The 24684-nt window shown below is 51.8% G+C and carries 29 protein-coding genes; 9 read left to right on the forward strand and 20 right to left on the reverse strand.

Translation table 11 applies throughout. The annotated features are described in order from the left end of the window. Window positions 1–22: 22 nt before the first annotated feature. Window positions 23–673 (reverse strand): metallophosphoesterase, encoded by a 651-nt coding sequence (locus tag TK_RS09590; RefSeq protein WP_011250865.1) that lies wholly within the window; start codon window positions 671–673, stop codon window positions 23–25. 490 nt (window positions 674–1163) lie between these two features. On the opposite strand from TK_RS09590, the gene TK_RS09600 reads away from it, so the two are divergent. Then, window positions 1164–1958, forward strand: coding sequence for a nitrilase (locus TK_RS09600; protein WP_011250866.1), 795 nt, complete (start codon window positions 1164–1166; stop codon window positions 1956–1958). On the opposite strand, the gene TK_RS09605 is transcribed toward TK_RS09600, so the two are convergent. Then, window positions 1946–2737, reverse strand: coding sequence for a class I SAM-dependent methyltransferase (locus TK_RS09605; protein WP_011250867.1), 792 nt, complete (start codon window positions 2735–2737; stop codon window positions 1946–1948). The two genes, TK_RS09600 and TK_RS09605, sit on opposite strands and share 13 nt — an antisense overlap. A 201-nt stretch (window positions 2738–2938) precedes the next feature. On the opposite strand from TK_RS09605, the gene TK_RS09610 reads away from it, so the two are divergent. From TK_RS09610 to TK_RS09620, 3 genes are read left to right on the forward strand one after another with little or no spacing between them, the layout of a single operon-like run. After that, window positions 2939–3484, forward strand: coding sequence for a hypothetical protein (locus TK_RS09610; protein WP_143598718.1), 546 nt, complete (start codon window positions 2939–2941; stop codon window positions 3482–3484). Between the two features lie 19 nt (window positions 3485–3503). Beyond that, the gene (locus tag TK_RS09615) at window positions 3504–4211 is read left to right on the forward strand and encodes a hypothetical protein (RefSeq protein WP_011250869.1); all 708 of its coding nucleotides are present in this window, start codon (window positions 3504–3506) and stop codon (window positions 4209–4211) included. Then, the gene (locus TK_RS09620; RefSeq protein ID WP_011250870.1) at window positions 4195–4587 is read left to right on the forward strand and encodes a helix-turn-helix transcriptional regulator; all 393 of its coding nucleotides are present in this window, start codon (window positions 4195–4197) and stop codon (window positions 4585–4587) included. The genes TK_RS09615 and TK_RS09620 overlap by 17 nt, the downstream gene beginning before the upstream one ends. Here TK_RS09620 and TK_RS09625 read toward each other — a convergent pair. The 6 genes from TK_RS09625 to TK_RS09650 form a co-directional block, all read right to left on the reverse strand. Further along, entirely contained in the window at window positions 4584–5114 is a 531-nt protein-coding gene (locus tag TK_RS09625; protein WP_048053760.1) for a hypothetical protein, read from the reverse strand. The two genes, TK_RS09620 and TK_RS09625, sit on opposite strands and share 4 nt — an antisense overlap. Before the next feature lie 196 nt (window positions 5115–5310). Next, window positions 5311–6105 (reverse strand): DUF1648 domain-containing protein, encoded by a 795-nt coding sequence (locus tag TK_RS09630; protein WP_011250873.1) that lies wholly within the window; start codon window positions 6103–6105, stop codon window positions 5311–5313. Further along, a complete protein-coding gene (locus tag TK_RS09635) occupies window positions 6105–6461 on the reverse strand; it encodes a PadR family transcriptional regulator (RefSeq protein WP_011250874.1) in 357 nt (118 codons plus the stop codon). Before TK_RS09635 ends, TK_RS09630 begins: the two co-directional genes overlap by 1 nt. Window positions 6462–6467: 6 nt before the next feature. Then, the gene (locus TK_RS09640) at window positions 6468–7190 is read right to left on the reverse strand and encodes a YhfC family glutamic-type intramembrane protease (protein WP_011250875.1); all 723 of its coding nucleotides are present in this window, start codon (window positions 7188–7190) and stop codon (window positions 6468–6470) included. Window positions 7191–7192: 2 nt separating this feature from the next. Continuing rightward, window positions 7193–7534: a YbjQ family protein gene (locus TK_RS09645; protein WP_011250876.1), complete on the reverse strand. Its 342-nt coding sequence runs from the start codon at window positions 7532–7534 to the stop codon at window positions 7193–7195. Between the two features lie 91 nt (window positions 7535–7625). Then, the gene (locus TK_RS09650) at window positions 7626–8240 is read right to left on the reverse strand and encodes a YiiX/YebB-like N1pC/P60 family cysteine hydrolase (RefSeq protein ID WP_011250877.1); all 615 of its coding nucleotides are present in this window, start codon (window positions 8238–8240) and stop codon (window positions 7626–7628) included. Window positions 8241–8491: 251 nt separating this feature from the next. Between TK_RS09650 and dph2 the strand changes: the two genes are divergently transcribed. Beyond that, window positions 8492–9517 carry a diphthamide biosynthesis enzyme Dph2 gene (dph2, locus tag TK_RS09655; RefSeq protein WP_011250878.1) on the forward strand — a complete coding sequence of 342 codons (1026 nt, stop codon included), beginning with the start codon at window positions 8492–8494 and terminating at the stop codon, window positions 9515–9517. A 99-nt stretch (window positions 9518–9616) separates the two neighbouring features. Beyond that, window positions 9617–11395 (forward strand): hypothetical protein, encoded by a 1779-nt coding sequence (locus TK_RS09660; protein ID WP_011250879.1) that lies wholly within the window; start codon window positions 9617–9619, stop codon window positions 11393–11395. Here the strand turns inward: TK_RS09660 and TK_RS09665 are convergent. From TK_RS09665 to TK_RS09675, 3 genes are read right to left on the reverse strand one after another with little or no spacing between them, the layout of a single operon-like run. Further along, a complete protein-coding gene (locus TK_RS09665) occupies window positions 11385–11639 on the reverse strand; it encodes a hypothetical protein (protein ID WP_011250880.1) in 255 nt (84 codons plus the stop codon). The genes TK_RS09660 and TK_RS09665 overlap by 11 nt on opposite strands. Continuing rightward, window positions 11629–11934 carry a NitrOD5 domain-containing protein gene (locus tag TK_RS09670; protein WP_011250881.1) on the reverse strand — a complete coding sequence of 102 codons (306 nt, stop codon included), beginning with the start codon at window positions 11932–11934 and terminating at the stop codon, window positions 11629–11631. The genes TK_RS09665 and TK_RS09670 overlap by 11 nt, the downstream gene beginning before the upstream one ends. Window position 11935: 1 nt before the next feature. Then, window positions 11936–13282 carry an ATPase domain-containing protein gene (locus TK_RS09675; RefSeq protein ID WP_011250882.1) on the reverse strand — a complete coding sequence of 449 codons (1347 nt, stop codon included), beginning with the start codon at window positions 13280–13282 and terminating at the stop codon, window positions 11936–11938. A 79-nt stretch (window positions 13283–13361) separates the two neighbouring features. Here TK_RS09675 and TK_RS09680 point away from each other — a divergent pair, with 79 nt between their 5' ends. The 3 genes from TK_RS09680 to TK_RS09690 are packed head-to-tail and all read left to right on the forward strand — an operon-like array spanning window position 13362 to window position 16351. Beyond that, window positions 13362–13991 (forward strand): METTL5 family protein, encoded by a 630-nt coding sequence (locus tag TK_RS09680; RefSeq protein ID WP_011250883.1) that lies wholly within the window; start codon window positions 13362–13364, stop codon window positions 13989–13991. 38 nt (window positions 13992–14029) lie between these two features. Beyond that, the gene (locus TK_RS09685; protein ID WP_011250884.1) at window positions 14030–14959 is read left to right on the forward strand and encodes a hypothetical protein; all 930 of its coding nucleotides are present in this window, start codon (window positions 14030–14032) and stop codon (window positions 14957–14959) included. Window positions 14960–14998: 39 nt separating this feature from the next. After that, on the forward strand, window positions 14999–16351 hold the full coding sequence (locus tag TK_RS09690; RefSeq protein WP_011250885.1) for an RsmB/NOP family class I SAM-dependent RNA methyltransferase: 1353 nt from the start codon (window positions 14999–15001) through the stop codon (window positions 16349–16351). Here the strand turns inward: TK_RS09690 and TK_RS09695 are convergent. The 9 genes from TK_RS09695 to TK_RS09735 all read right to left on the reverse strand — a co-directional run bounded on the left by TK_RS09695 (window position 16348) and on the right by TK_RS09735 (window position 24600). Then, window positions 16348–17016, reverse strand: coding sequence for an ATP-binding cassette domain-containing protein (locus TK_RS09695; protein WP_011250886.1), 669 nt, complete (start codon window positions 17014–17016; stop codon window positions 16348–16350). The two genes, TK_RS09690 and TK_RS09695, sit on opposite strands and share 4 nt — an antisense overlap. Beyond that, on the reverse strand, window positions 17000–17449 hold the full coding sequence (locus TK_RS09700; RefSeq protein ID WP_011250887.1) for a hypothetical protein: 450 nt from the start codon (window positions 17447–17449) through the stop codon (window positions 17000–17002). The genes TK_RS09695 and TK_RS09700 overlap by 17 nt, the downstream gene beginning before the upstream one ends. Then, on the reverse strand, window positions 17446–18144 hold the full coding sequence (locus TK_RS09705; protein WP_011250888.1) for an ABC transporter permease subunit: 699 nt from the start codon (window positions 18142–18144) through the stop codon (window positions 17446–17448). Before TK_RS09705 ends, TK_RS09700 begins: the two co-directional genes overlap by 4 nt. After that, window positions 18107–19234 (reverse strand): hypothetical protein, encoded by a 1128-nt coding sequence (locus TK_RS09710; protein WP_143598721.1) that lies wholly within the window; start codon window positions 19232–19234, stop codon window positions 18107–18109. The genes TK_RS09705 and TK_RS09710 overlap by 38 nt, the downstream gene beginning before the upstream one ends. Before the next feature lie 173 nt (window positions 19235–19407). Then, the gene (locus tag TK_RS09715) at window positions 19408–20484 is read right to left on the reverse strand and encodes a mechanosensitive ion channel family protein (protein ID WP_011250890.1); all 1077 of its coding nucleotides are present in this window, start codon (window positions 20482–20484) and stop codon (window positions 19408–19410) included. Between the two features lies 1 nt (window position 20485). Beyond that, on the reverse strand, window positions 20486–21127 hold the full coding sequence (locus TK_RS09720) for a DUF432 domain-containing protein (RefSeq protein ID WP_011250891.1): 642 nt from the start codon (window positions 21125–21127) through the stop codon (window positions 20486–20488). Between the two features lie 31 nt (window positions 21128–21158). Continuing rightward, window positions 21159–22982, reverse strand: coding sequence for a hypothetical protein (locus TK_RS09725; RefSeq protein WP_011250892.1), 1824 nt, complete (start codon window positions 22980–22982; stop codon window positions 21159–21161). A 152-nt stretch (window positions 22983–23134) separates the two neighbouring features. After that, window positions 23135–23791, reverse strand: a complete 657-nt coding sequence (locus TK_RS09730) for a DUF434 domain-containing protein (protein WP_011250893.1) — start codon at window positions 23789–23791, stop codon at window positions 23135–23137. Between the two features lie 32 nt (window positions 23792–23823). Continuing rightward, window positions 23824–24600 carry an HD domain-containing protein gene (locus TK_RS09735; RefSeq protein ID WP_011250894.1) on the reverse strand — a complete coding sequence of 259 codons (777 nt, stop codon included), beginning with the start codon at window positions 24598–24600 and terminating at the stop codon, window positions 23824–23826. Window positions 24601–24684 lie beyond the last annotated feature (84 nt).

Raw genomic sequence — 24684 nt, forward strand, 5'->3', positions numbered from 1 at the left:
TGAAGAGGTATCTTCATACCCCTTAATAAACCTTTACCTTTCTAACGTAAACGCCTTCGGGAAGGAATATCTCTACCTCAGAAACATCTTTTAGGAACGGAACTAACTTCAGACCTTCCCGTATGTCAAAACCCTCTATGTACGGGTTGATGGTCGGCAGGACGAGGAATTTTTCGGCTCTGACAAAGACTTTGACCTTTTTCGCAACTCCTCCGCTCTTGAATGTGTATGCGGGATGAGCGTGACCGAGGAAGACTTCCCGGAACTCTCCTTTCGGCAATTTTGTATGGCCGTGGAGGAAGAGTTTTTGGTCGAGAATAAATTTCTCAACAACGGAAACGTTTTCGAACTTTCTGGCTATCTCTTCGATTCTGCCGTCGTGGTTGCCCTTGGTGATTACGACTTCGGTGTCCTTTAGTGGGGAGAAGAACCTTAGGAGCATCTCTTTAAGTCTGAAGCTTAGGCCCAGGGGTTCTTTGAGGTCTCCCAGGATTATGAGGAGGTTAGGGTTACTCTCCAGTACGAACTGGGCCAGAACTTCCTCAAAATCAGTCCTGATGCGGAGTCCCCTCGAAAGCTCGAAGCCGATGTGGGGGTCGGCAAAAACGAGGGCCTTCCCGCGGGAGGTCTCAAGCTCAAGGGAAAGAAGTTGAAGTTCGGAAAAAAGAGACATAGAACCACCGGAGCGTCAGATAAGTCCGCGCTCCTTCCTGCGCTGCCTCTTGAGCCTCCTAATCCTCTTCTTGATCCACTTCCACCTCATCCTTCCCTTCTTCTTCCACTTCCTCGGGCGCCTCTTCATGATCGTCACCTCCTTTTCCTGAGCCGACCTCTGGTGGAGAGTTTTTAAGGTTTTCCTTTTTGGCCTGCGGGAGTTTGCATACCTAGAAGAGCTGTTAGGTGGTCTCTTTTGAGACATAGGTGCGTTTTAGTGGCCGTTTTCGTCGGGTATGCTGACAGCGTTTTTACAAGTGTTATTGATGTTTATGGAGTTTAAATTCCCTGAAAAGCTTGATGCGTTGTGAAAACTAACGCATTATCTTTGAAAATATCTAAAGGCTGAGAAAAAACAATTTTAATGCCTAAAAAGTCTGTAATATTTTAAAAGCCCGAACCCATCAGGTTTATCAACTTTGGGACGTTATAGTGAGTTAGGTGATACTATGAAGGTCGCCTACGTTCAGATGGAGCCGGTTTTTCTTGATCCCGAGGCCAACTACTCCAGGGCTGAGAAGCTGATACGGGAAGCCGCTGATCAGGGCGCCAAGCTCGTGGTTCTGCCAGAGCTGTTTGACACAGGCTACAACTTCAGGAGCAGGGAAGAAGTCGAAGAGGTAGCGGGCCAGATACCCGACGGCCCGACGACTGAGTTTCTGGTTGAACTCGCGAAAGAGCTTGAGGTGTTCATAGTTGCTGGAACGGCCGAGAAGGACGAGAAGGGCAACCTATACAACTCCGCCGTGCTTGTCGGCCCGGTTGGCTGGGGCTACATAGGGAAGTACCGGAAGATACATCTCTTCAACAGGGAGAAGCTCTTCTTCAGGCCCGGAAACCTCGGCTTCCACGTCTTCAACATCGGGATAGCGAAGGTCGGCGTGATGATATGCTTCGACTGGTTCTTCCCCGAGAGCGCGAGAACGCTCGCCCTCAAAGGTGCTGACGTCATAGCACACCCGAGCAACCTCGTGATGCCCTACGCCCCGAGGGCCATGCCGATAAGGGCCCTTGAGAACAGGGTCTACACGATAACGGCCAACAGGATTGGGGAGGAGTTTGGGCTGAGGTTCATAGGAAAGAGCACAATAGCCTCGCCGAGGGCGGAAGTCCTTGCAATGGGAAGTGAGGATAAAGAGGAAGTCGGGGTAGTAGAGATAGACCTATCGCTGGCGAGGGACAAGAGAATAAACGAAATGAACGACATCTTCAAGGACAGGAGACCGCAGTACTACACATTGTAATCCTCAAGAATTTTCCCCGCTATTTCCTTTCTCGGCTTTCTGAAGAGCAGGATGTCCCCAACTTTTTTCTCGTGTTCCTCCTGAGTGATCAATTCAGCTTCCTTGAAGAAAACACTGCCAATGGCAAGCTGAGTGGCCAAGTCCCAGTAATGAAAGTCAACGTCGCTTATCTTTTTGAATCCAGGAAGGATGTAGTAGCCCCTCTTAAAAGTCCCCCTCACGAAGTCGTAGCCCTCGTGCATCGAGGCTATGGTGTAGTTCTCCCTCCGCCCTTCGATGAGGAACTTTTTGTATCCAGCGCGGTAGAGAATCCAGTAGACCCTGTCCATGTCCTCTATGATGAAAACGCCCTCACCACTCAGGATGGACGCAACGTTTGCGAAGAGCCTCACGGCATCAAAGGGATCGAAGTGCGGCATCGTGTAGCCCCAGAGGACCGCAACGTCGTGCTCGCCCACGAGCTTCGCTACCTCTCTCGCATCACCCTGGACGAGATTGAGTTCGGGGTTTATATCAGCGATTTTGAGCCACTCCTTAGCGAGCTCAAGGTCGTCTTTCCTGGCGTCGAGGACCGTTAGGAGCTTTGCACCTGTTGCTTTTGCAAGGGCAACGCCTGCCACTCCAGTTCCAGCGCAGATGTCCAGGACTCTGCCTCCCTTTGGGAGTTTATCAGAGACTGACTCAAAAAACTCCCTTATTCTCTCAAACCTCTCCCGTGCCCTCTCGTCTGCCGGATTCATCCGCCAGTTTAGGTACCGATAGAGCTCCTCGAGGGACATGACATCACCACATAAGAGAGTGGGTGAAATAATTTAAGCCTGTCGAAAGGTTTAAATATGTTGTCAACTTACTAAGGTTGACAAGGTGGTGGTATGCAGGGTGACTGCTACCCTTACCCAACGGGAGGTGTACCGCTTCTCTTGAGCATGGCAGGTTTATGTGTTATGATTGGGAGTATTTTAGTTGGATCGAGCTATTTGATGCTGATTGGGCTGGTTCTTTTCCTTCTATCGCGGGGCAAGGGGATAGAACCCGAGAGAAAGCGGCTCCGCTACGTCTTCGGAAGTGTTGAGCTCAGTGATGTGGTTGAGGTTGCAAGGTTATCCGAGATGGAGCGCGGCCGGATTTTGACCATGGCAAAGGCCTTTGGAACGACGCCTGTAGCGCTAACGGCTTTTCTGATAGCTTTCGTGGCAAAAGGAGCACCTTATACCGAGCTTCTTGCTGTTTATGCTTACTGGCTCATCATTTACATTGAAATCTTCATCTTTCCACTCAAAGAGCTTAAAAAGAAGAAGTTATCGTTAACAATCTTGCCGATTCTCCTCTCACTTCCTCTGCTCGCCTTCGGCTCCTTGAAAACGCTCCCAATAACACTGCTCACGTGGCTCTTTGGAAGCTTTCTCCTGGACGAACTTCTTGGCAGGGATCTGGTAGTTGTGAGGACTGAGAAGGGAAGCTACCTCGTCTCCTGTGCCAATGGGGAGCTGATAGTAGGGTTGATCGGGTATGGTGGAATTATGTGAAGCTAAGGGGTGATCCGTGATGAAAGTGGGGGATGCAAAGCCCGCTAACTTCTCCGGAGGTCCCCTCCTTTTAGTAGGGTTCTCATTTCTCCTGATAATAGGCTTTCCAAGACTTGCTCCGGATTGGTGGTACTTCTCTATTGTGGGCTGGCTCGTCCTTGCGGCTTCATGGGGGACATCGGTTGATGTGGAAGGATGGACATTGAGGCTTAGGTACGCCTTTGGCAGATTAGCAATTAACGTTCCCCTCTCTGAAATAGAAGACGTTAAAGTAGTGAGCAGGCTTGAGAGGGCAGTCCTGATAAGGGAATTTCCGGGATTGTATATCTTAATCACCGCCAGTGTGCTGTTCGTCTTCCTTGACCTTTTGCTCCTTCCCAGCGGGCTTTTGGAGGGGTATTATCTTGGCGACATAGGGCTGATATTCTTCGGCCTCATTTACCTTGCGGTTATGTCCCTGCCGTTCAGTAGGACTAACATCGCCCTCCTCTTCGGGGTTCTCGATCTGCTCTTTGCGGCACTTCTTATGGAGCTGAAGATGGGTTATGTTGACCCCGTATCCGTTTTGGTCTTGGGTATATTCGGACTCCTTTTTGTTGCCGAGTATTACCGTAAGGACTACGTTGTGATAACGACCCAAAGGAAAAAGTACTCCCTAATGAGTGAGGAGCCTGAGGCGGTATTACGAGTCCTGCTCAGGGGGGTCGCCAATGTTCAAGCTCCCTGAGGGAATGGAGAGGGTCTGGCTAATGAGGGCCAGGGGCATGCGTGAGGTGGATATAGCAGAAACTCTAGGAATCTCAAGGCAGGCTGTAAATAAGGCCCTCAAGGATGCCAGGGTGAAGCTCTTCGAGGCATTCTTTTCCATAGCCGAGACGTTCTCGTGGGATGTCGTGAGAGTTAACGCGGAGAAGGGCTTCTCCGTCTTCATGGGAAAAGTCCTCGGGAAGAGAGTGAGAGTTTACGCCTTCTACCTGCCTGGAAAGGGGATTAAGGCCTTTTTCGGAGAGGACGTTCCTGACTACATCCTCCAGCACGCTGTTGAGGTTGGAATAATCGAAAAGCCTGAAAAAGAGGGGCTGATAAAGGCGCTTGAGAGCTAATAATAGCCCTCCCTGTAGGCAGAGGTCAGCATGACGTAGGCCGCGTAGAAGATCACCAGCAGGGAAATCGGAAGTAGCAGTATTCCCAGAACGTCGTCCTCAAAGCCCATCCATGCAAGAAAGGCTTCAAACGTCAAGAGCGCGGAGACCAGCGTGATGGCCTTTGCGAAGCCTCGTGCCATTATCCCTGAGAACTTCGGGGCGAGCTGGAAGACGAGCGGCCTGGAGGCGAGGAGCGTTAGAGCTATGAAGAGGGCCATCACTGAGCCGAGGACAATTGCCATGTCCCTCGGGAGCTTTGGAGACATGAGAACGAGGAGCAAAGCGAAGACCAGCTGTGCAGCTAAGTGCTTTCCGAGCTTGGGCGGCTCTATGCTTTTCGTGGGCTTCTCCGGCGCTTCCCTGGAGATGTCCTCAAGCTCGTACTCGCGCCTGGCCACGATGTAGCCGATCGCCAAGACAACGGCGACTCCCCCGATGAGGAGGACAAACATGCCGTATAGCGGCAGGAAGAACGAGGAGAGCATAAATAACAGCCAAGGGCAATTAGACCGATTCCGGTTATCCTGTTCGCCCTTTCCCTCGCCCGCTCGCTGAGGTAGGTGTAGCCGATTCTGAACCCTATCCCAGGTTCGCCCTTGGAGGTTGCGGTAAGTATGCCCCCTATCACGAAGGCCAGTCCGAGGAAAACACCGTAGAGAATCCTAAAGATGAAGTAGGGGTTCACGTTCCCTCACCCCTCGCCCAAAAGAGTCGGAAAATCATGCCGATGGTAACTATCAGAAAAGTCCAGACGGAATAACCTATCCAGCTCGATGGAACTTGGCCGGCGTTGTAGAGGAGCACCAGGCTGTCAATGGCCACCAGCCCAAGGGCCATAACGGTCGTAAACTCCGCGAAGGCTTTCCAGCCCCTTCTGCTGAACCTGAGGAGCGGTGCGAAGGCGGGCTCTCTGAGGAAGTAGGTCATGACGAGGAAGAGCGGGTAAACCACAAGCGGGAACAGTAGGGTGCCCAGGGTCTTTGAGGCAAAGTTATCCGGTTCTCCAGAGGCGTTGAAGTGGATAGCGACTCTCTCGGGGAGTTTATCCCAGAGGATAGCCGCGAGGATGATATAAGCAACCAGCCCGAGGAGCTGAATCACCAGATATGGTCTAACGTTGACCTCTATCTTTTCAGACGGCTTTTCTGGGGCTTCTATTGACAGCTCTTCCTCTTCGTAGGCCTTTTTGGCTACTCTGAAACCCGCCACCGTGAGGAAGACGACCCCCGCGAGCATTGTGAGTATGAAGGTGAGAATTCCCAGGCCCGCCAGCGCAAGCCCAAGGAGTAGAACTGAGAAGACCATCATGAAGAGCCCCGCAAAGGTGTTGGTTTCCCTCCAGGCCCTATCGGACATGTAGGTGTAGCCGATCCTGAAGCCGATGAAGTAGTTCCTCCTGTTCCTGAAGGCGAAGGTCAGCAGGCCCGCAGCCAGAAGGGTGAGTGAGATGAAGACTTCGAAGACCAGCTCGCTCATTAGAGACCCTCCAGCTTCTCAAGAACCGATTCGATTACCCTTATCTCCTCACGCAATTGGGCGAGAACACTCCTCCCCATCTCGGTGATTGAGTAGTACTTCCTAGGTCTTCCACCGGCCTCGGCCCAGCTGTCCTGGAGGAGGCCGAGCTTCTTGAGGCTCTTCAGAAGGTCGTATAGGGCCCCCTCGCTGGGGACGAGCTTTCCGCCGCTCAGCTCCTCAAGCCTCTTCCGTATCGCGTAGCCGTGTAGCTCTCCTTCCCTTTCGAGGATAGAGAGGACTAAAAAGGAGTAGAGGCCAGAGCGGAGCTCCTTTCTGAGCTTCTTGAGCGCCTTTTCCTCGCTCTTTCCAAGCAAAGCCTCTCACCAGATTACCTTTTCCTCCTCGGGCTCTTCGATCCTAGCTAGTGGCAGTGTGTAGGCTATTAAAGCTATTGCGATAACGGCGAAGATAACTTCCAGCCCAATCGTGAACTTCATCGCCAGTACTTTGTTCTCTAGGAAAAGGAACTGGGCATAGGCGGCAATCGTATCAACGAAGCCGTGCAGAATTGCCATCATGAGAAAGCCCTTCTTCCCGAAGCCGTTCCTGGCCGCGTAAGCTAGATAAACCGTTGTCCCTACGTGGAAGAGGACTGCGAAGTAGCGCTCCACCATTGAGAGGAGGGCCTGAAGAGCAGGAACGTCGAGCTTTCCTCCGGCAGCCGCTACCGCGATAATTGGTGTAATCACTATGAGGAGGACTTCCATTATGCCAAAGCCGAGGCCGACGAACAGCGCAGTGTTTGGGCTCTTGTCCTTGACGAGGAAGTACTTGACGCCCTCCTGAACGAAACCTGCGACGAGCCCCAGCCAGAGGGCAACTCCGAGTGTAAAGACAGTTCCTCTGGCGATAACGTCGGCGTTGCTCCTTATCCCTATCCCGATGAGAGGGAGCTGCTGAATCGGGTTCTGGACGACCATCGCCAGTATGAAGGCCACCGCACCGAGGATCAGCTCGGCCCACTTCTGCTTCTTGAAGCCGAGGAAGTAAACCGTAGCCCATGCCAGAAGCCCGCCGAGGAGCGGGAACGGCGGGAGGTACATGTTCACTCCTCCTTCTCAACAACTACTGCAGTCCCGTAGGCGTAGACCTCTGCCACGCTCGAACCAACGTTTGATGTTGCGAAGCGGACGTTAACTACGGCGTTGGCGCCAAGCTCCTTGGCGTGGAGCGCCATCCTCCTTAAAGCTTCTTCCCTCGCCTCTGCCATCATTTGAGTGTACTCTCTGACTTCGCCACCCTTGATGTTCCTTAGGACGGCCATTATGTCCCTGCCTATGTGTGTGGCCTTGACTATGCCGCCCCTCGCTATGCCCTTGACCTCGACGATGCGGTAGCCGGGAATCGTTTCGGTCGTTACGACCATAATTCCTTCAACGGTCTCCATACCCATCACCCCGATGCATCGAACTTCGAGGTATTATTGGGTGGAGGAGTATAAAAGCTTTATGCGGGAACGAAGAAGAAAAAGAAGAGAATCAGGCCTCGTCGTAATAGAGGGTGTAAGTCATCGGGTCGTCGTAAACTTCTTGCGGAGCGACCGAGTAGAAGTACTTCCAGCTCCATCCGCCGTCGTTCTCGTCGAGGTTTATCTGGTAGTTGCTGGCGACGAGGTAGGCCGCCCAGACGAGCTGGGAGCAGTAGTACTTGTCGTCGTAGACCTCCGGCTTGCCGATGTAGTTGTAGTTGTAGGGCTTGCCGAGCTGCTGGTAGGCGAACTCAACTGCCTTCTGCCTGACGTCGTCGGTTGTCTTGACGCGCTGGAGGGCGACGATGTCGTACCTGCTGAGGAACTCCCTTAGCGGGCTGATGATGATGCCCTTGCCTATTTTGGCCTCTATAACCATCCAGTCGTCAATGGTGTCGTTGTACCAGGCGACTATCGCAACATGCACCCAGAAGCCTGGAATTATGGCGTTGAAGAGGTCTGGGCTGTGGCCGTAGACGAGGTCGCCCGGTCTGATGTCGGTCGGGTAGGGGTGCTGGTAGGTTCTGGTGTCCCAGATGTAGTTTATGAGGTCGCCGGCGCTGGCGCTTGGAAGGGTCGCTCCCAGAAGGAGGAGCACCAGGGCTGCTATTCCAACCTTTCTCATTTTATCACCTCCTTATTGGGCAGAACAATGAGGGCAGGGGGAGTTAATAAGTTTTACTTCGCAGTGTTAGTTTCGGGATCGTACCTTGGGTTTTTGTACTGTCCCATAGCAAATTATGGCACGTAGCTTTTAGTTTTGGAACATTATGGTGCAATAATAGGGAAACTATGAATACCTCATGTCCGGGTACTGTGGAACTGAATAGTGGAGATTTAAAAAAGGCTCTTTCGAAACTCTAACGGGTGAGTTCAATGCATGAGATTCCATTCGGCGAGGTACTCGAAAAGCTCCGCGGGCTTAACGCTCACAGGGTTCTCATCCAGACTCCAGAGGGCCTCAAGAGGGAGGCTCAGGAGTTAGCTGACTTCCTTGAGGAGAACGGAATTGAGGCGATAATAAGCGGAGACATCAACTACGGTGCCTGTGATCCGGCCGACAGTGAGGCAAAGAGGCTCGGGTGCGACGCGCTGATTCATCTCGGACACTCCTACATGCAGCTCCACCTTGAGGTTCCTACTATCTTCGTGCCTGCTTTCGCGAAAGTTGACGTAGTCCCAGCCCTTGAGAAGAACCTCGAAGAAATCAGGAAGCTCGGGAAAAGGATAGTCCTCGTCACGACGGCCCAGCACATCCACGGGCTTGAAAGGGCGAAGGAGTTCCTAGAAAAGAACGGTTTTGAGGTCTTAATCGGGAGGGGAGATTCTCGCGTCAGCTGGCCGGGGCAGGTTCTTGGGTGCAACTTCAGCGCTGCCAAGGTTGACGCCGATGGAGTTCTCTTTATAGGCGCGGGCTACTTCCACCCGATTGGCGTTGCGATGGCCGTTAAGAAGCCAACGCTCGCGATCAACCCCTACTCGGGCGATGCCATCTGGATGGACACGGAAGCGGAGAGGCTCGTAAGGAAGCGCTGGGCGCAGATAGCCAAGGCGATGGATGCGCAGAGGTTCGGCGTGATAACGAGCACGAAAAAGGGTCAGCTCCGCCTAGCAGAGGCAAAGAGGGTTGTTAAACTCCTCCGTGAGTACGGAAAGTACGCGAGGCTTTTGACGATGAACCACATAAGCTATCAGGCTTTAGAGGGCTTCGACTTCGATGCCTACGTCGTCGTTGCCTGCCCGAGGGTTCCAATAGACGACTACGAGAACTGGAGGAAGCCCGTGCTTACTCCGAGGGAGGTTGAAATTCTCCTCGGGCTGAGAGAAGACTACGAGTTCGACGAGATTCTCGGGGCGGAGAGAAGGGAAGACGAGCCTATTGGTATAAGCTTGCGCCACTGATTCAACACCCTGCTTGAATTTTTAAAATTTTTCATGTTTTATGTTCGAATGACGAAATCCTAATAAGGTTTGGCGTAGAAAATAATCGGGCGGTGCACGGTGTCTGCTAATTCAAAGCTTCTTGAAGGTTACCTAAAGTCTAGAAAAATCAAAAAAGCTTCGGAGCTTGTTCTCAGCAACGAAGAAGCCCTCACACTGCTTCTGTCTTTTCTTCACAGCAAAGACTCAAAGATGAAGCTGGCGGCGGTTATGACCCTTGAAGAGGCCTTGAAGCGAATGCCCGACATAATGCGCCTCAGAATCCTAAAGAGAACCCTTGACGACTTGATAGCGCTGGCTCTGGAGAACGACGATAGAGTTTCAATCTACGCTCTCAGGGCAATAAAAGCCCTCATTACTGGACTCCCCCTTGACCCTGAGAGCTTTGTGAAGCTCGGTCATGCGATCAAAGACCTCGTAAAGGCGCGCAGGAACGAGGTTGTCCTCCTCGAAATCCCGCCGATCCTGGAGAGTGTCCGGATAACTTCCTCGGACCCGAGGGTTCACGACATCATCTCCCGTCTCCTCCACTCCAAGAACCCCCGTCTCAAGGCCATGGGGCTCAGGCTCCTTTTAAACACGAGCGCTTACACGGGAGACCCTGCCCTTTTAAAGACCGTTTTTTCCGAGGTTCGGGACATGCTTACTGTCGAAGATATCCCCCTGATAGACTTCGCTTTGACCCTGCTTCTTGATGTGGCTCACTATCCCCTGCGTGAGGAGATTATCGATGACGTTGCTGGTGTTCTGACCCTCGTGAAGAACCTTGCACTGAAAGGCAAACCTGGTGTAAGCGACAAGGCGCGGCTCGTGGCGGAGAAGCTTGAGGATGCAATATACAGATACTACAAAAACCGGCCCGAGGAGGCAAAACAGAAAATCCAGGAGCTTCTGATAAACGAACGCTTTTACGAGGCCATTGACCTTGCTCTGGCGGTGGGTGATACTTACGTACTCAACTGGCTGGCGGAGGAGCTTGAAAAGATGGAGAAGGAGCGGTTGAGGATAAACGAGAGAGTATTGCCCGGGCCAAAATACCTTTCTCCGCCACCCGAGGCCAAGGCCCAGAAGTCCCTGAAAGTCCCGCACATATCCCAGTTCGGCAGGAAGAAAACGGGAAGAGAAAAACTGACAAAGCACGTAGAAAAATCGGGACAAACCCCCAAGATGTCAGACGAAGAGACTAAAAAGGAGCTGGAAAAGGCCATAACATCTGGAAAAACTTCCGAACTTATTGAGCTGGCCATGAAAAAACCTGAGGTTATCTTCGAGCTGGAGAGAAAGCTTGAGGAAGGAGACAAGTTCGAGAAGATGGACGCCCTCTGGGCACTTTCAAAGCTGGCCGAGAAGCTCGACGAAACGAAGGCATTCATCCTAAAACCTGCGGTCGAGCCATTGATGAAGGTAGCCTCCTCTAAAAACAGGTGGATGCGCCTCAGGGCCGTTAGGACGCTGGCCGCTATTGCCCCGAAGGCTCCCTACGGCGACGAAATAGTGGGCCAGTTCCTTGAGTGGTACCTATCGGGGGACGAAGAAAGGGTTGTGCCCTCACTAGAGTTCTTCAGCTACTACTTCTCGAAAATCTGGGACGAGAAGACTGCAAGGGTGGTCCTGTCCCGCCTTTTGGAATACCTTGAAAATGACGGGATGCGCTTCGATGCCCTCCTCACGCTTGACGCGCTGGTTGGGTCCGCACCTGTGGAGAAGGTCTCCCTGTTTGGGCCGTTCGTGGAGAAGCTGAAGGAAATCAAAAAGACCGCCTCGCCCGACGAGCAGAAGCTCGCGATAAGAATTCTGGAGAACATAGCTTCGAAGTCCAAGGCACTGGTTATCCACTAAGTCTCTTTATGACCTCGATAGCGCTCTCCTTGTCTTTGACTTTTATTCCGAGACCCTTCTCGTCGGCCAGCTTCTGGAGCATCGCCTTAGTCGGGAACTCTCCGAGGAAGGTGGTGAGGGCATAATAGACTTCCTCGGGGTTTTTGCCCTCTTCTATGTTCGATATGGCCCTCTCTATGCTCTCAAGCATCACGGAGAGGAAGGAGTGCTTCTCCTTAAGTATGCGGATGAGCTCACTCCCCATCCTCAACACCAGCGAACTTCTTCAGGAGGGCAATCACGGTCTCCTTGTCCCTTTTATCCGGCTTGAGGTGGAGCTCCATCAGCAGGTTGTAGAAGAACATTGACGCTCCGAACTCGCCGAACAGCTCCTCCACGGCTCTGTAGAACTTTGCGGGGTCTTCACCGGCTATCTCAAGGGTTGCGTTGTATTTGGCCCTGAGGTAGGCCTCAAGGGTCGGTAGGAAGTGGGGGCCGAACTGGCTCAGGAGCTCCTTAGCAGTCGCGACTATGAGGGCGCGGTTGAGCTCGGCCTTCATTTCACTCAATCCTTATCCCCCCCTCGCCGATGGTGAAGTCCTTCAGCGTTGGGTCGTTCCTTGAGCGCCTCGCCTTGAGCACGAGGATGTGCCTCTTTAGGGACTCCCCGACTCTCTCAGGCACGTCGTAGGTCAGGAATATGAGGTTGTCCACGAGGGTGCTGAAGCCCGTGGTTGCGAGCTTGTAGGTACTCCCCGTGATGTATGTCAGTACGAAGGTTACCCCCTTCTCCTTCGTTAGGAGCTGGAGGTAGCGGACGGCCTTTATGAACTCCTTCTCGTCCATGTGGCTCTCCATGGCTGATAGGGAGTCTATCACGAGGACGTCAAAGCCCTCCTTTTCAATGAGGTCCTTTATCAGGGCATAGTACTCGACGGGAGTCCTTCCCTCCGGAACCATCGAGACTATCCTGAAGTTCTCCTCAAGGCCGAGCTTTTCCAGAGTGTCCCTTAGAGCCGCGAGGCTCTCCTCGTAGGCTATGTAAAGAACCTTTTTTCCGGATTTTGATAGGTTAGACGCGAGGTTAAGGGCCAGTATCGTCTTTCCTGACCCCGTTGGACCCGCTATCAGGGTTATGCTGCCCTCATAAAGGCCGCCGCCAAGGAGTTCGTCCAGACCGAGAATTCCGGTCTTGAGCCTGGACTTTGGAGCTTCGCTCTCAGTGAACTCAAGCTCGGGAATGGCGAGGACTTCGAGGCCTCTATCGGTTATCACGTACTCGTAGGCGGCGCGCTTGAGCGGCCTGCCGCGCATCTTGGGTATCGTGAGGTACCTCCTTATCACCTCGCCCATCCTCTCCAGCTCGAGAACGATGACGCCGTCCACGACGAACTCCTCAAGACCAAATCCAACCCTCTTCTCACCGTAGGGTATTTCGTCTATGAGGATGGCCAGCGCGTCGAAGGCGTTGACCAGACGCCCTATGATGGAGTGGAGGAAAGAGCGCAGGTACTCTTCACCAAACATCTGGCCAAACACGGTAACGGAGTCAAAAACTATTATATCTGGCTTGAACTCGACGATATCGTCGATGAGGAATGCAATCATACCCTCAAGCTCGTCTTTGGGGACTGTCAGCATGTCGTAGAACCTGAAGAGGTTGACCCCCTCCATCTTCGACAGGTCGATCCCGCTCTGGAGCGCGTTCCTGTAGAACTGCTTCTTAGTCTCCGCAAAGGAGACGTAAACCCCCTTTAACCCCCTCCTCATGTTGTTGTAGAGAACGTGGATTGCGAGATGTGTCTTGCCGCTTCCAGGGTTCCCCGCAAGAAGAATCGTTGAACCCCTCGAGAACCCGCCGTTCAGGGCCTTATCAAGACTGGGTATTCCGGTTGGTATCAGTTCCATTGATGCTCTCCCCCTACTGCACTTTTGCGCTAATGATATAAATACCTTTTCTCAAACAGTGGCTGGGATGAAAGTGAAAATGAAAAAAAAGCACCTTGCAATGCTCCTTTCCAGGCTTAGGGGCTTTGAGAGTCCCAAACCAGAACTGGAGCAGTACAGGACTCCCGGTGATGTGGCCGCGGAGCTTTTGTGGTTAGCCCACTCCCTCGGCGAAGTTGAGGGGAAGGTCATCGCGGATCTGGGTGCTGGTACCGGTGTTTTGGGCATCGGTGCAGTCCTGCTGGGCGCTGAAAATGTCTATGCCGTCGAGAGGGACAAAGAAGCGCTTGAAATCGCCCGTGAGAACGCACGCTCACTCGGCGTCGAAGACAAAATCGAGTTCGTAAACGCGGACGTTTCGGAGTTCTCGGTAAATGTTGATACAGTCATAATGAACCCTCCCTTTGGAAGCCAGGTAAAGCACGCCGACAGGCCTTTCCTCATCAAGGCCTTTGAGGTGAGCGACGTTGTTTACTCGATTCACCTTGCAAAGCCCGAGGTGAGGGCATTTATAGAGGCCTTCGTCAGGGACAACGGGTTCGTCATAACCCACCGATTGACACTGCCCTTCGAAATCCCGGCCCAGTTCCACTTCCACAGGAAGAGGCTTGAGAGGATACTGGTTGATGTTTACAGGTTTGAGCGGAAAATCGAAAAAGCTATATTGTAATCTTCCACAACTTGGTGTAGTGTACAGGGGGAACGTGTATGGTCCACGATGAGATCATCAAGACCCTTGAATCATGGGATGCTAAAAGCCTGATCTCCATGGCTCAGGCGGACGAGGATATACTGACCACTTTAATTCACCTGCTCGATGAGGAGCGCTTCCAGCTCAGAGTTCTGGCTATCTTGGAAGAACTGCTGTCCCTTCGAACGAACAGGGAGATATACAAGGAGCTCTTTCCGCGTCTTCTCATCCTGCTTACGAAAGACAGGAAGACAGCGGTAAAAGCCGCCAGGGTTATGAAGGTGCTCCTCCTCCAAGAGCCCCCCACAAAGGGCGATCTGCGGATCCTTCTGAAGGTCATGCTCGATACTCCCGTTGAACAAAACGACCCCCGCTGGCTGGAGCTTGCTGATGCGGCCGATAAGTTGCCTCCCGCGGATTATCGGGACGTTGAAAACCTTGTGTTAGAGCTTATGAAAAGTGATAACCCCGGCTTGAAGCTCGTTGGGCTTAAATTTGCAAAATCCATACCCGGAATCCGTGCCGAGGATGTCGTAAGAGAGGTATCGTATCTCCTGAATTCTAATAATCCCGTGATATTTGATAAGGCGCTTGACCTGGTGCTCGAAATCCTCACGTCTCCAATCCCCCTCCGCATGGAGGATGTGATAAGATACCTGTACTCTCCCCTAAAGGCCCTCACGGAGTCCGCCCCCGACGCCATAATAACGTCAAAGGCCAGGGAGGTTTTCAGCGCGCTCGTAAAAAGCGCCCAGAGGTACTATGCCCTCAGGCCGACCGAGGCCAGGGAGTCAGCAAGGCGGCTGAGAAAGGAGGGACTTGAGTACGAGGCGGTGTTCATCGAGGAGTTATCTGGACAGCCTCATTCGCCCGTTCCGTATGGAGAGAAGACGCTCAAAATGCTGACAGAAGACCGCTCCGACCTCCCCGACTTCCTGAAGGGTTGAGCTTTTAAACCGAACTCGGAACTTTTTACAGGTGGTTCTGTGCCAAAGCTCAAGCTCAGCGACAGACAGCTCTATGCCCTCATAGAGGCCCTCAAGCTCGGCGAGGAAGTTAAGCCCAGCCAGCAGGCGAAGAGGAGGGCCTTCTCAAAGTACAGAATCGAAGGCTGGGAAAACTCGAAGCTGACTGGAATATTCTACTCAATCCAGAGGCGTCTCGGTTTGATAGACGAGGTTATAGAAGAGCTTGTAGGAGTTTCTCCGCTCATCCTCGACCCCTGGCTGAGGGCCGCTTTAAGGGTGGCCGTTGAAGTGGGGGTCTTCCGCGAGCCGAGCGAGAGGACCCTCCAGCACCTCAAGGGGGTCGCCCAGTTCCTCTCAAAGAGAACGCACCCCTACGTCGGCTATTACTACTACGACCTCCTGCCGAGGGTCGTCAACTACGTGCCAAAGCTCGACACCGAGGAGAAGCGGCTCAAGTGGGAGTACCTCTTCCCGGAGTGGTTCATAGCGAGGATGCGCGCCCTTCTCGGTGAAGAGGCCGAAGAACTTCTCAGGGCACTAAACGAGACTCTTCCGACGAGCATAAGGGTGAATCGTCTCAGGACGAGCGTTGAAGAGGTAGAAAACTACCTAAGAAAGAAGGGCGTCCGCTTCGAGAGAAGTGAGAGGGTAAACACTGTAATCAGGATCCTCGACCCCTTCAACCCTGAGTGGCTCTTTAACAAGGGCTATGCCATAGCACAGGAGGAAGCCTCTGCGGTGGCCTCTCTGGTTCTGGCACCAAAGCCGGGGGAGACCGTTGTTGATTTAGCTGCAGCCCCCGGAGGAAAAACGGCCCACATGGCGGAACTGATGGAAAACAGGGGTAAAATCTATGCTTTCGATGTAGATAGCGCCAGAATAAAGCGCATGAAAGAGGTTCTCAAGAGAACCGGCGTTGAAATAGCAGAGGTCATAAAAGCCGATGGGAGAAACGCCCCAGAGCTGCTCGGCGAAGAAATCGCCGATAGGGTTCTCCTCGATGCCCCGTGCACCAGCGACGGCACTATAGCGAAGAACCCCGAGCTGAGATGGCGCCTCAGGGAGAAGAACATCCCCAAGGTGGTTGCCCTTCAGAAGGAGCTCATGGAGAGCGCTTGGAAGCTATTGAAACCCGGAGGAAGGCTGCTCTATTCAACGTGCTCGATGCTTCCCGAGGAGAACGAGGAAGTTGTAAAGTGGTTCCTTGAGCGGCATCCTGGGGCCGAGCTTGTGCCCTTAAACGGACCATACGACCCGGGATTCCTCAAGGGAACCATGAGGGCCTGGCCCCACAGGCACAGAACCATAGGCTTCTTCTACGCACTGATAGAAAAAAGGAGATCCGAATCTCGTATAGTACGGGCTTGTTAAATACCGAGCCTCTGAAGGAACTCTATCCCTTCATCCCTTTCCCCTGCAAAGGCCACTTCCCCGCCAACGAGCACCACGGTCCTGTCAATGATGTTATAGATCGGCCTCCACAGATGGGAAAGTATTATCATGTTCGTGTCATTCGCGGCTCTCTGTTTGATGATCCTTGCAACCTCGGATATTCCACTAACGTCAAGGCCCGAAAATGGCTCGTCAAGGATTAGAAGCTCGTTCTCCCCCAATAAAGCTAAAAGAATGCTCAGGCGTTTTTTCATTCCGCTGGAGTATTCTGCAACGGGTCTGTTTAGGGCCGCTGTATAGGGGAACAGTCTTTGGATAAGATTTCTGTCTGCTTTAATCCCTTTTAATTCCTCAAGAAACTTGATCAAATCCTTTCCTTTCCGGTATTTTGGAAGAGAGGGAGGGTCTATGCTGATTCCAACTATCCGCTTAATTTCTGGGTTGTTCCAGGGATTCCTTCCAAGCAGGGTCACCCTCCCACTGCTCGGCCTCCAAAAGCCTACCAGCAGTTTTATGAGGCTCGACTTTCCGCTTCCGTTTGGGCCAGCTATGAGGGTTACCCCACTGTCTATCTCCAGATTTATGTTCTTCAGAATTTCGACGTTTCCAATTCTCTTGGAAACATCCTCAAAGCGCCCAATCATCCTTCTCCCTCCAGAAGCCGAGCGACATTAGAATTACTGCTAGAGAGAGCGTCAGGAAGTGCGCCCGCCAGTTCTGGGTGGGGAAGCCTACGTCGACGGCCCGTATTGTTGCGCTGCCTGAATACGACCCGTTAATGACCACACCATAATAACCTGGGTGAGGCAGGACAACCCTGATAATCTCCCCTGTAATTTTGCCCTCCTTTGGGGTTTTATTCTCATCAAGGTCGATTATTGTGTAGCTCCCATCACCCTGGCCCATAAAGGACATCTCAACTAACGCAGAAGTGGGGGAGTAGAAACATGATACTTCAGTTGCCCCGAGGGGTAGAACAGGGTACCGGACATCATCGGTATCAGTTGTAAGTTGGAACGCTATGGACACTGCGGTGACCAGAAAAATTACCGCTGGGACGAGTTTCCAGGCGTTCATCTCACGTCCCTCCTAGCGGAAATTTCTATTGCTGCAGGGATGAGAGCTGCTGAAACGACTAGGTATGGCAAGAGCGTTTTCAGCTCGTTTTCTATTGCAATATTTTGGAGTGTCAAAACTGGGTTGAAAATTTTCACGTATGTGAGGACAAAGACAGTGAAAAACGATAACATGCTTGCGATTGGGGCATTTGGAACCAGCACCGAGAAGAGTGCGGACAGACTTACTATATAGAGGAGAACCGAAGCGTAAAAGGCGAGTAAAACGTGAAAATGTGCTGCGACAACCTTGAGGCTATTGGTGGATGAGAAATGGAGTGAAAAGAGCAAGATGTGTGTGGTCAATATGAGTGCGAGGAAATGCACGTAGACCCCTACGATTTTGGAGAGGATTATTGTCCGGATTGACACGGGGAGTGAGTACAGAAAGTAGGAACTGCCGTCGTCCCGTTCTCCCCTTATTGTCAGGGCCGTCAAAAGTGAGACACCAAGGCTCACCGGGACGTACGTGCTCACTGAGAACATAATGAAAAGAGAATTATGAAGCCACGACTGTGGAGTGTTTGATAAAATGAGTGGCACGGCTTTTATTAGGTTCATCTTCATGAAAAAGGCCGAGATTCCAGCGAGGATTACGAGAATGTAACCCTTTATTGGGTCATTGCTTTCCCATACGACGAGTTTTAGCCCTTTCATAACCAATCACCAAGAAAACTGTTATGGCCAGCACAAACACGGCAATGGCATCGAGGGGTATTTGGACGTTTTCAAGCATTCCAGTTTCAGAATAAAAGGCGTTAGTATCTTCGAGAACCATTCCGAACCCGTATATATCCTTGCTTTTGATTATGGGGTCGTCTGTCCTGTTGAAGTGCTCCCTATCCGAGAAAAGGACTCTCTTGAAACCGAACAGTTCCCAGATCGGTGATACCGGGGTGTATCCCTCAATTAAGACTCCCGAGCCAGGATCGTAGAGCGCGAAGTTGGATGAATTCCCGTAAAAGTTCGTAGTTACCAAGACAATCGGGGGTTTGAAGGCTCCAAATCTCGTGTGGACTGTCGCATTCAGTTCCCTGACTTCGTTTATGAACCACCCGTTCATAATGGTTCTTCCTGCTACATCCAAATCTGTCAGAAACAGCGTGTTCATTCCGAGCCTTTTGCCGTTGTGTAAAACAGAATTGTCCGTAAGGGACACGTTGAAAGTTATAGACCTCGACAAATTTGGGATCGTCGCATTTGAGAACAGGCCCTCAGTGGCTCCGTTATCCCCTGCGTATAGCCAGTAAGTTTGGTTTGTCTCTTCAATTGCTATGAGAACACCATCGGCCCTTTCACATACCTTGACTCTCCCAGCCTGAACCTCTGCAACTCTGCAGGGACCACTTTGCGTGAAGTTCAGACTCGAGTACATCTCGATTAATTCCCTGGCCTTTATGAGGCCCTCCTCAGCATTTAGTGCTCTCTGATAATGCATCGTGAGGTTGTAAACCCTGAGCTGGGCCTTTAGCTCGATTTGGTCTCTGGCAACATCCAGTATCTCCCACCTGAGCACACCATAGGTTCCAAAATAGAGGGTTCCGTTGTGACATTCGATAATTACCGCACGATCTCCCCTGGCTGTGTACTCAAAATAAGTCCCCGGAGTCGCCCAGTATGGTCTTGAGGACACCACTATACTCAGAGTTGAGATGGCGAGGAAAACCACGAAAAGAGATAAAACCCTTCTCCTGATATGTAATCCTGCGTGTTTTCGCATATTGCCCACCGCATGCTGTTTCTGCATGCTTACACTAAATTTAATTTAGCCCATATAAAATTTTTTGATATTGGTGTTGATACTGCTGGGTTCAAGAATGGTAATAATAAGTTATTCATGTCATCCAACCTGCCCAACGTTTGGCTTTAAAGGGCAAGAGATCTCAGGACTATTGAGTATAGAAAAATGGGGGAGTTGGGTCAGTCCTTCTCCACCTTCACCCTCAGCTCCTCCGCGAACCAGTTGACCCTCTGCGGGAAGGGTATCTCGATGCCTTCTCTATCCAGAGCCTCTTTTATTTTCTGAACTATCTGCCACCTCACGTCGAACCACTTCTCGCTCGGTGCCCATGCCTTTACGGCTATGTTGACGCTGCTGTCCCCGAGGTTATCAACGAAGACCATCGGCTCCGGCTCCGCCAGAACATAGGGCATCTCATCGAGGGTCTTCTTTATCACCTCTATCGCCCTCCCCGCATCTTCCTTGTAAGCTATGCCGACGGTTATGTCCACTCGCCTCGCTGGATATTTCTGGAGGTTCTTTATGTCGCTGTTGAAGAGCTTCTCGTTTGGAATCCTGACGAGGAGACCGTCCCATGTCCTTATCCTCGTTGAGAGAATCCTTATGTCGTGGACAACGCCCGAATAACCGGCAACTTCAACGGGGTCGCCTATCTTAAGCGGCTTGTCGAAGTACATGAATATGCCCGAGATGAAGTTGGCAACTACCGTCTGGGATGCAAAACCGAGGACGATACCCGTTATCCCCGCCGCCGCCACTATCGTCGAGAGCCTCCCGCTCAGCCCGGCTATGTTAAGGGCTATGAAGAACGCCAGCGTGACGAAGGTATAGTAGTAGAGCTTCGCCTTGAGCTGAACTTCCGGAAGTTTCTGCTTTGAAGAACGCATTATGATGTAGTCTTTTGACTTTTTGGCAAGGACGTAGGAGAAGTAGAACACAAGGAAGGCAGCGAGGATATTGCTCAGGCTGGTGCCAGCCACGGTAATTGAGAGGACCCCAAGAGCGTCGAGAGAGTAAACAAGAGCAACGACCACCACCATGTTGTGAAGCGTTGATGCAGTATCCTCGTTGATTATCCAGACGTATTTTGTGGTTCTGGCAAGACTGAGCAAATACTTCCTGAGAACTTTCGCTATTACAAGGCCCACCACGAGGATTAAAACCGCCTTTACAACGGCGCCTGTGGTTAAGGTGAAGAGAAGCTTTTTCCCCAGAACGCCCTGATTCCAGAGGGAGGTAGTGTTCGCAGCCCCCATGCTACCACCTCATCAGGAAGTTAGGTAGCGAAAGGCCTTTTCCAACTGCGTTCAGGCCCTCTTTTGGCGGCCTTCCCGTGTTGTTTACCTCCGGGCTGTGGTTCTTGAGCGTGACAAGAAGTAAGGGATAGTAGGCTTTTGTGTTCTCGTAGTACATTGAAGTCCCCTTTATTGGGACGACAACCCTCTCAAGTGGCTTCCACTCGGAAGAGGGGTTGGAGACTATGAGCTTCGCCACCCCTATGGATTCTGGTTCCTCGGTGTAGAAGGGACTAACCTGATAGCGGCAGATTACACCGGCCTCTATGGCACCGTAGAGGGCGTACTTCTCCTTCCCGAGAATGAAGTGATCGATTGTTAGATCGCCGATTTTAACGTCAACCTCTATGGGAGCCTCAACGAACCCAGCTACAGCGTCTTTTGGGGGTATTACAAGGGGGTCCCTGAACTTTATCATGAGAAGCTTTACCCCGTAGCCCAAGGCCGGGGCAGGGAGAACTTTCAGTTTTTCTCCGTTGTTCTTTATAATGACCTCAAAATCGTCACGCCTATATCTGACTATCCCCCCCTTATCCTCGAGAAGGTGGATTTTTTTATCGGCTATTTTGATGAACTGAGTCCTGAGTTCGTGCTCTCCAAACATGGAAGAAAATGGGAAGGAAAGGATATAAGCTTTAGCTCGCCGGGGCGAGCTCCACATCCTTCACTGTGATGTGGAAGTACATTGCCCCCTCTGGCATCGCCAATGAAGCTTCGATCTCCACAGGAATTGGAAGCTCTGGAACAACCGCGGTCTTTCCGTTGGCGGTTACATAACCCTGCATGAGGCCGCTCCACTGAATTACATACTCGTCGAATGTCATCCCAGCAAAACTCACGCTCCCGTCTTTCTGGACTGTGTAGCCTTCCCCGTTCGAGGAGAGGTCTGCAACGTATACGACATCGCCGTAGATTCCGCCCGCGAAGCCGTTGTAAACGTCCCATATCTGGTCAAAGAGGCTGTTAGTTATCTCCATACCGCAGTTCATGTCCCCTGATATCCCGCTCTCACCGTAGGTGTAGCCGCAGTTTGGCCCCTGTACGGTGTATTTTTCAAAGCTGGATCCACTCTCAATCAGCTCGAAGACGGAGGGAATCCAGAGAACCCAGCCCGTGTACTCATCTATGTTTGAGGTATAGACCTCGAAGCGGTATGTTGAGCCGTCGTCCATATGGACTATAGCGTAGGCAACGTAGCCATCATCGGTCTCGTTGTAGCCGCGCTCCATCGTGTAGTGCACTTCCCAGTTCTGTGTCTTGTAGGTGATGTCGTAGGCCACACTTTTCAGTAGGTACTGGTTGCCATGGATTTCTATTGGTTCCGAGGCGTCCCAGGCTCTCTGCCAGTTTTGAGAACTTTCTGAGGGAGCTGAAGTTTCCGTCTGGGTCTCACTAGCTGTTTCAGTACTCGTGCCTTCCGAGGTGGGCTTCTCGATGCTCACGCTTATTCCACCGAACTCCTTTGAGAGCTTCAGACCTTCAATTTTTATCTTTGAGTATGCCTTTGCCCCCGAGCTCAGGTCAACGAACGTCCCCTCGGTCTCAACGGGGATTGGAAGAGCGGGCGATATCTCTGCCCTTCCTTGGAGAGTAACCCCTCCGAAAGAGTAGCTCCATTCAACGTTGCTGACCCCGAAGTCATTACCATCAAAGGTAACCGTCCCGTCCGGGTCTATCCTGTAATGGTACGCAAAGGGTGGGAAGCTGTAATCGTACTCCTCTGCCTTCATCAGGTCGCGATCCTCCAGACCGCTCCAGACCCCTGAGCTTAACATCGAAAGCCAGAAGGTGTAGAGGTAGCTCCCCATGTCCCCAAGGACTTCGTTCAGGTCACCTTCGGTGTATGGAAGTTCGCTATACTGTCCTATAGCTCCTGGGTTGCTCCAGTAGAAGTAAGAATTTCCGGATTTTGCCTCAGCCACAACGGCGCTTCCCGTTGTGAGGACTCCGAAGTTTGGTACTGGCTCCAAGAAGTATTTGTCGCTGTCCTCGCTTCTCTCCCTGACCATTACTATGTACTCAAAGGGCGTTCCGTTTCCAGTTACGGGGATTATCTTCCCGTAGTAGGCGAACAGGTTAAACTCACCCAGGTCTTTCTTTTCGCCGTTCTCCTCGGCGTAAACGTGGGCCTTCACGTAGCCACGCTTTTTGATAATGTTGAATGTCTTTTCGCCGTCAGAAGTCTTGAGAGTGAAGGTGTACTCAACTTCTGTAATATAGTACGAGCCCCCATTCAGGCTAATGGGGTGGTAGGCGTCCCACGGGGTCTGCCAGGTTGCCGAGTAGGACTCGGAAGTACCCGTAGTTTCTTCCGAGGTTGATCCGGAAGAACCCCCGGAGATTTCTTCGTGCGAGGTGTAGGAAGGGCCTCCCTCATTATTTCCTCCACCAGTGCAGCCGCTCGCCAACACTAAACCAACCAGCAATAAAACAACCAGCGTAGTTGTCAGGGTTTTCATATATTTTCCCTCCAAGACCCGCAGAAAAGGAAAGCGGGCAATACATCATGATGCCTTGAGGTAATTTTGTCCCTCATTCTATTTAAGGGTTTTTCAAAACTCCAAATCTAGTTTGTAGTTATTCCGGGTATACTCCGAGAATATTATTTAATTTAGCGCTTTTCGACTTGAAATATATCAAAAATATTCCTGATCTCTACTCCAAGTCTCCCTGATACGTGGAGGGGGACGTCAAAAACGTGCTCCACCCTGGAGATTATCCCCACGTCGGCCGTTGCAACTATGCTAAAGGCCTTGAGCTCGAAGTCCGGGCTTTTTACGAGCCTCACGTCCCCACTCAGGCCGTATTTTTCTATGGCTTCCTCGGTAATTTTCCTGACGATTCCGCTCTTTGGGACGTTCTTGCCGTAGAAGAAGATCGCTTTGGAAACTTTCAGCCTGGAAAGTGATTCAACGACAATTTCAACCACTTCCCGCGTTCTTTCGTTCAGTCTGTACTTCCCCTGGTACTTCAAATCCCTCACCAGGCCGTCCTCGCAGAGTATCGCCTCGCCGTCGAGGACGGATTCGAGGGTTATGAGGACGTTGAAGCCGTCAACGGCTAAAACCTTTCCCTCAAGCTCTCCGGGCTTTAGAAGTTTCCTTCTTACCTCGGCGATCCATGCATCAGAAAAGACGCACCTCGCCAGAAGGTATCTATCTCTCAGTGAAAGCCTGTAGTGGTCTGCCACGAACTTCAGGGCGCTCTTCTTCGGATAGCCCCTGTTTAGGAGGTACCTGAGGTCCCGATAAGCGTCGGTGAGGGACATGGAGGAGAATAGGGCAGGGAGATTAAAAGCCTTTAGACGACTTTCTCGAATATCTCCCCGTCTGCCCCAGTGTGTATCCTGAGCCTGACCTTTCCGCTGAGGAGCGAGCTCTTGACTTTTTTGGTCAGTATCTCGTCCACCTGGAAGATTCCCGCAGGGTGCTTCATCCAGATCTCGATTAGTATTGGCTCTTCCTCATTTCCTTCCTTGATCTCAACCCTCTTGATGGCGAGAGCCGAAACGGCGTGGATGTCCACCTTGTCCTTCTTGTGGACGAGCCTGCTCCTGCCCTCTTCCATATCACAGCCGTCGGCTATCGTTACCAGAGAACCTTCTATAGTGGTGCACGGCACGTGCTCGTCGTGGGTATAGATGGCGTTGAGGGTTAAGGCCTTGAGGAGCAGAGGATCTCTCTCTTCAAACTCTCTTACGAGCTTATCTATTATCGGCTCCGCGAGGAAAACGCTGAACTGGTAGTGGGGCGTTCTGTGTATCATGTTGCCGATGTCGTGGAAAAGTGCGCCGAAGGCAACGATGAACTTGCTCCAGCGGAAGGGCTTTCCAAGCTTTTCAGCCGTCGTCTGGATGCTGAACTTCCTGATTATCCTGAGGAGCTCGAGGGCCCTCCTCGTCGTCAGTAGGACGTGAATGGGCCCGTGGTCGTTGAAGTTGTAGACGTTGAGGACGATGTAGTTCGTCGTGTCGAAGTAGTAGTGGTACTCCCTGAAGGCTCTCTCATACATCTCAAAGAGTTCATCATCGTCCATAAGCTCGCGGATTTCATTCAGAAGTCCCTCTTCCGTGTACATTTTCTCACCTCCCATTCCCGAAACTGGAGAAAGTTTAGTTTTAAGGGTTTTGAACGGTGAAGTGGATAAAACGAGCTGTTAAGT

The sequence above is a fragment of the Thermococcus kodakarensis KOD1 genome (assembly GCF_000009965.1).
GTDB classification, from domain to species: Archaea; Methanobacteriota_B; Thermococci; order Thermococcales; family Thermococcaceae; genus Thermococcus; species Thermococcus kodakarensis.

Excerpts from the sequence above, each read along its gene's own strand:
- TK_RS09730 (WP_011250893.1), bottom strand. The coding sequence starts at position 23,791 with ATGTCCCTCACCGACGCTTATCGGGACCTCAGGTACCTCCTAAACAGG.
- TK_RS09715 (WP_011250890.1), bottom strand. The coding sequence starts at position 20,484 with ATGGGGGCTGCGAACACTACCTCCCTCTGGAATCAGGGCGTTCTGGGG.
- TK_RS09620 (WP_011250870.1), top strand. The coding sequence starts at position 4,195 with ATGTTCAAGCTCCCTGAGGGAATGGAGAGGGTCTGGCTAATGAGGGCC.
- TK_RS09735 (WP_011250894.1), bottom strand. The coding sequence starts at position 24,600 with ATGTACACGGAAGAGGGACTTCTGAATGAAATCCGCGAGCTTATGGAC.
- TK_RS09670 (WP_011250881.1), bottom strand. The coding sequence starts at position 11,934 with ATGAAGGCCGAGCTCAACCGCGCCCTCATAGTCGCGACTGCTAAGGAG.
- TK_RS09680 (WP_011250883.1), top strand. The coding sequence starts at position 13,362 with ATGAAAAAAAAGCACCTTGCAATGCTCCTTTCCAGGCTTAGGGGCTTT.
- TK_RS09600 (WP_011250866.1), top strand. The coding sequence starts at position 1,164 with ATGAAGGTCGCCTACGTTCAGATGGAGCCGGTTTTTCTTGATCCCGAG.
- TK_RS09610 (WP_143598718.1), top strand. The coding sequence starts at position 2,939 with ATGCTGATTGGGCTGGTTCTTTTCCTTCTATCGCGGGGCAAGGGGATA.
- TK_RS09590 (WP_011250865.1), bottom strand. The coding sequence starts at position 673 with ATGTCTCTTTTTTCCGAACTTCAACTTCTTTCCCTTGAGCTTGAGACC.
- TK_RS09605 (WP_011250867.1), bottom strand. The coding sequence starts at position 2,737 with ATGTCCCTCGAGGAGCTCTATCGGTACCTAAACTGGCGGATGAATCCG.
- TK_RS09710 (WP_143598721.1), bottom strand. The coding sequence starts at position 19,234 with ATGCAGAAACAGCATGCGGTGGGCAATATGCGAAAACACGCAGGATTA.
- TK_RS09685 (WP_011250884.1), top strand. The coding sequence starts at position 14,030 with ATGGTCCACGATGAGATCATCAAGACCCTTGAATCATGGGATGCTAAA.
- TK_RS09700 (WP_011250887.1), bottom strand. The coding sequence starts at position 17,449 with ATGAACGCCTGGAAACTCGTCCCAGCGGTAATTTTTCTGGTCACCGCA.
- TK_RS09675 (WP_011250882.1), bottom strand. The coding sequence starts at position 13,282 with ATGGAACTGATACCAACCGGAATACCCAGTCTTGATAAGGCCCTGAAC.
- dph2 (WP_011250878.1), top strand. The coding sequence starts at position 8,492 with ATGCATGAGATTCCATTCGGCGAGGTACTCGAAAAGCTCCGCGGGCTT.
- TK_RS09615 (WP_011250869.1), top strand. The coding sequence starts at position 3,504 with ATGAAAGTGGGGGATGCAAAGCCCGCTAACTTCTCCGGAGGTCCCCTC.
- TK_RS09720 (WP_011250891.1), bottom strand. The coding sequence starts at position 21,127 with ATGTTTGGAGAGCACGAACTCAGGACTCAGTTCATCAAAATAGCCGAT.
- TK_RS09725 (WP_011250892.1), bottom strand. The coding sequence starts at position 22,982 with ATGAAAACCCTGACAACTACGCTGGTTGTTTTATTGCTGGTTGGTTTA.
- TK_RS09630 (WP_011250873.1), bottom strand. The coding sequence starts at position 6,105 with ATGAGCGAGCTGGTCTTCGAAGTCTTCATCTCACTCACCCTTCTGGCT.
- TK_RS09640 (WP_011250875.1), bottom strand. The coding sequence starts at position 7,190 with ATGTACCTCCCGCCGTTCCCGCTCCTCGGCGGGCTTCTGGCATGGGCT.
- TK_RS09645 (WP_011250876.1), bottom strand. The coding sequence starts at position 7,534 with ATGGAGACCGTTGAAGGAATTATGGTCGTAACGACCGAAACGATTCCC.
- TK_RS09695 (WP_011250886.1), bottom strand. The coding sequence starts at position 17,016 with ATGATTGGGCGCTTTGAGGATGTTTCCAAGAGAATTGGAAACGTCGAA.
- TK_RS09650 (WP_011250877.1), bottom strand. The coding sequence starts at position 8,240 with ATGAGAAAGGTTGGAATAGCAGCCCTGGTGCTCCTCCTTCTGGGAGCG.
- TK_RS09705 (WP_011250888.1), bottom strand. The coding sequence starts at position 18,144 with ATGAAAGGGCTAAAACTCGTCGTATGGGAAAGCAATGACCCAATAAAG.
- TK_RS09625 (WP_048053760.1), bottom strand. The coding sequence starts at position 5,114 with ATGCTCTCCTCGTTCTTCCTGCCGCTATACGGCATGTTTGTCCTCCTC.
- TK_RS09665 (WP_011250880.1), bottom strand. The coding sequence starts at position 11,639 with ATGGGGAGTGAGCTCATCCGCATACTTAAGGAGAAGCACTCCTTCCTC.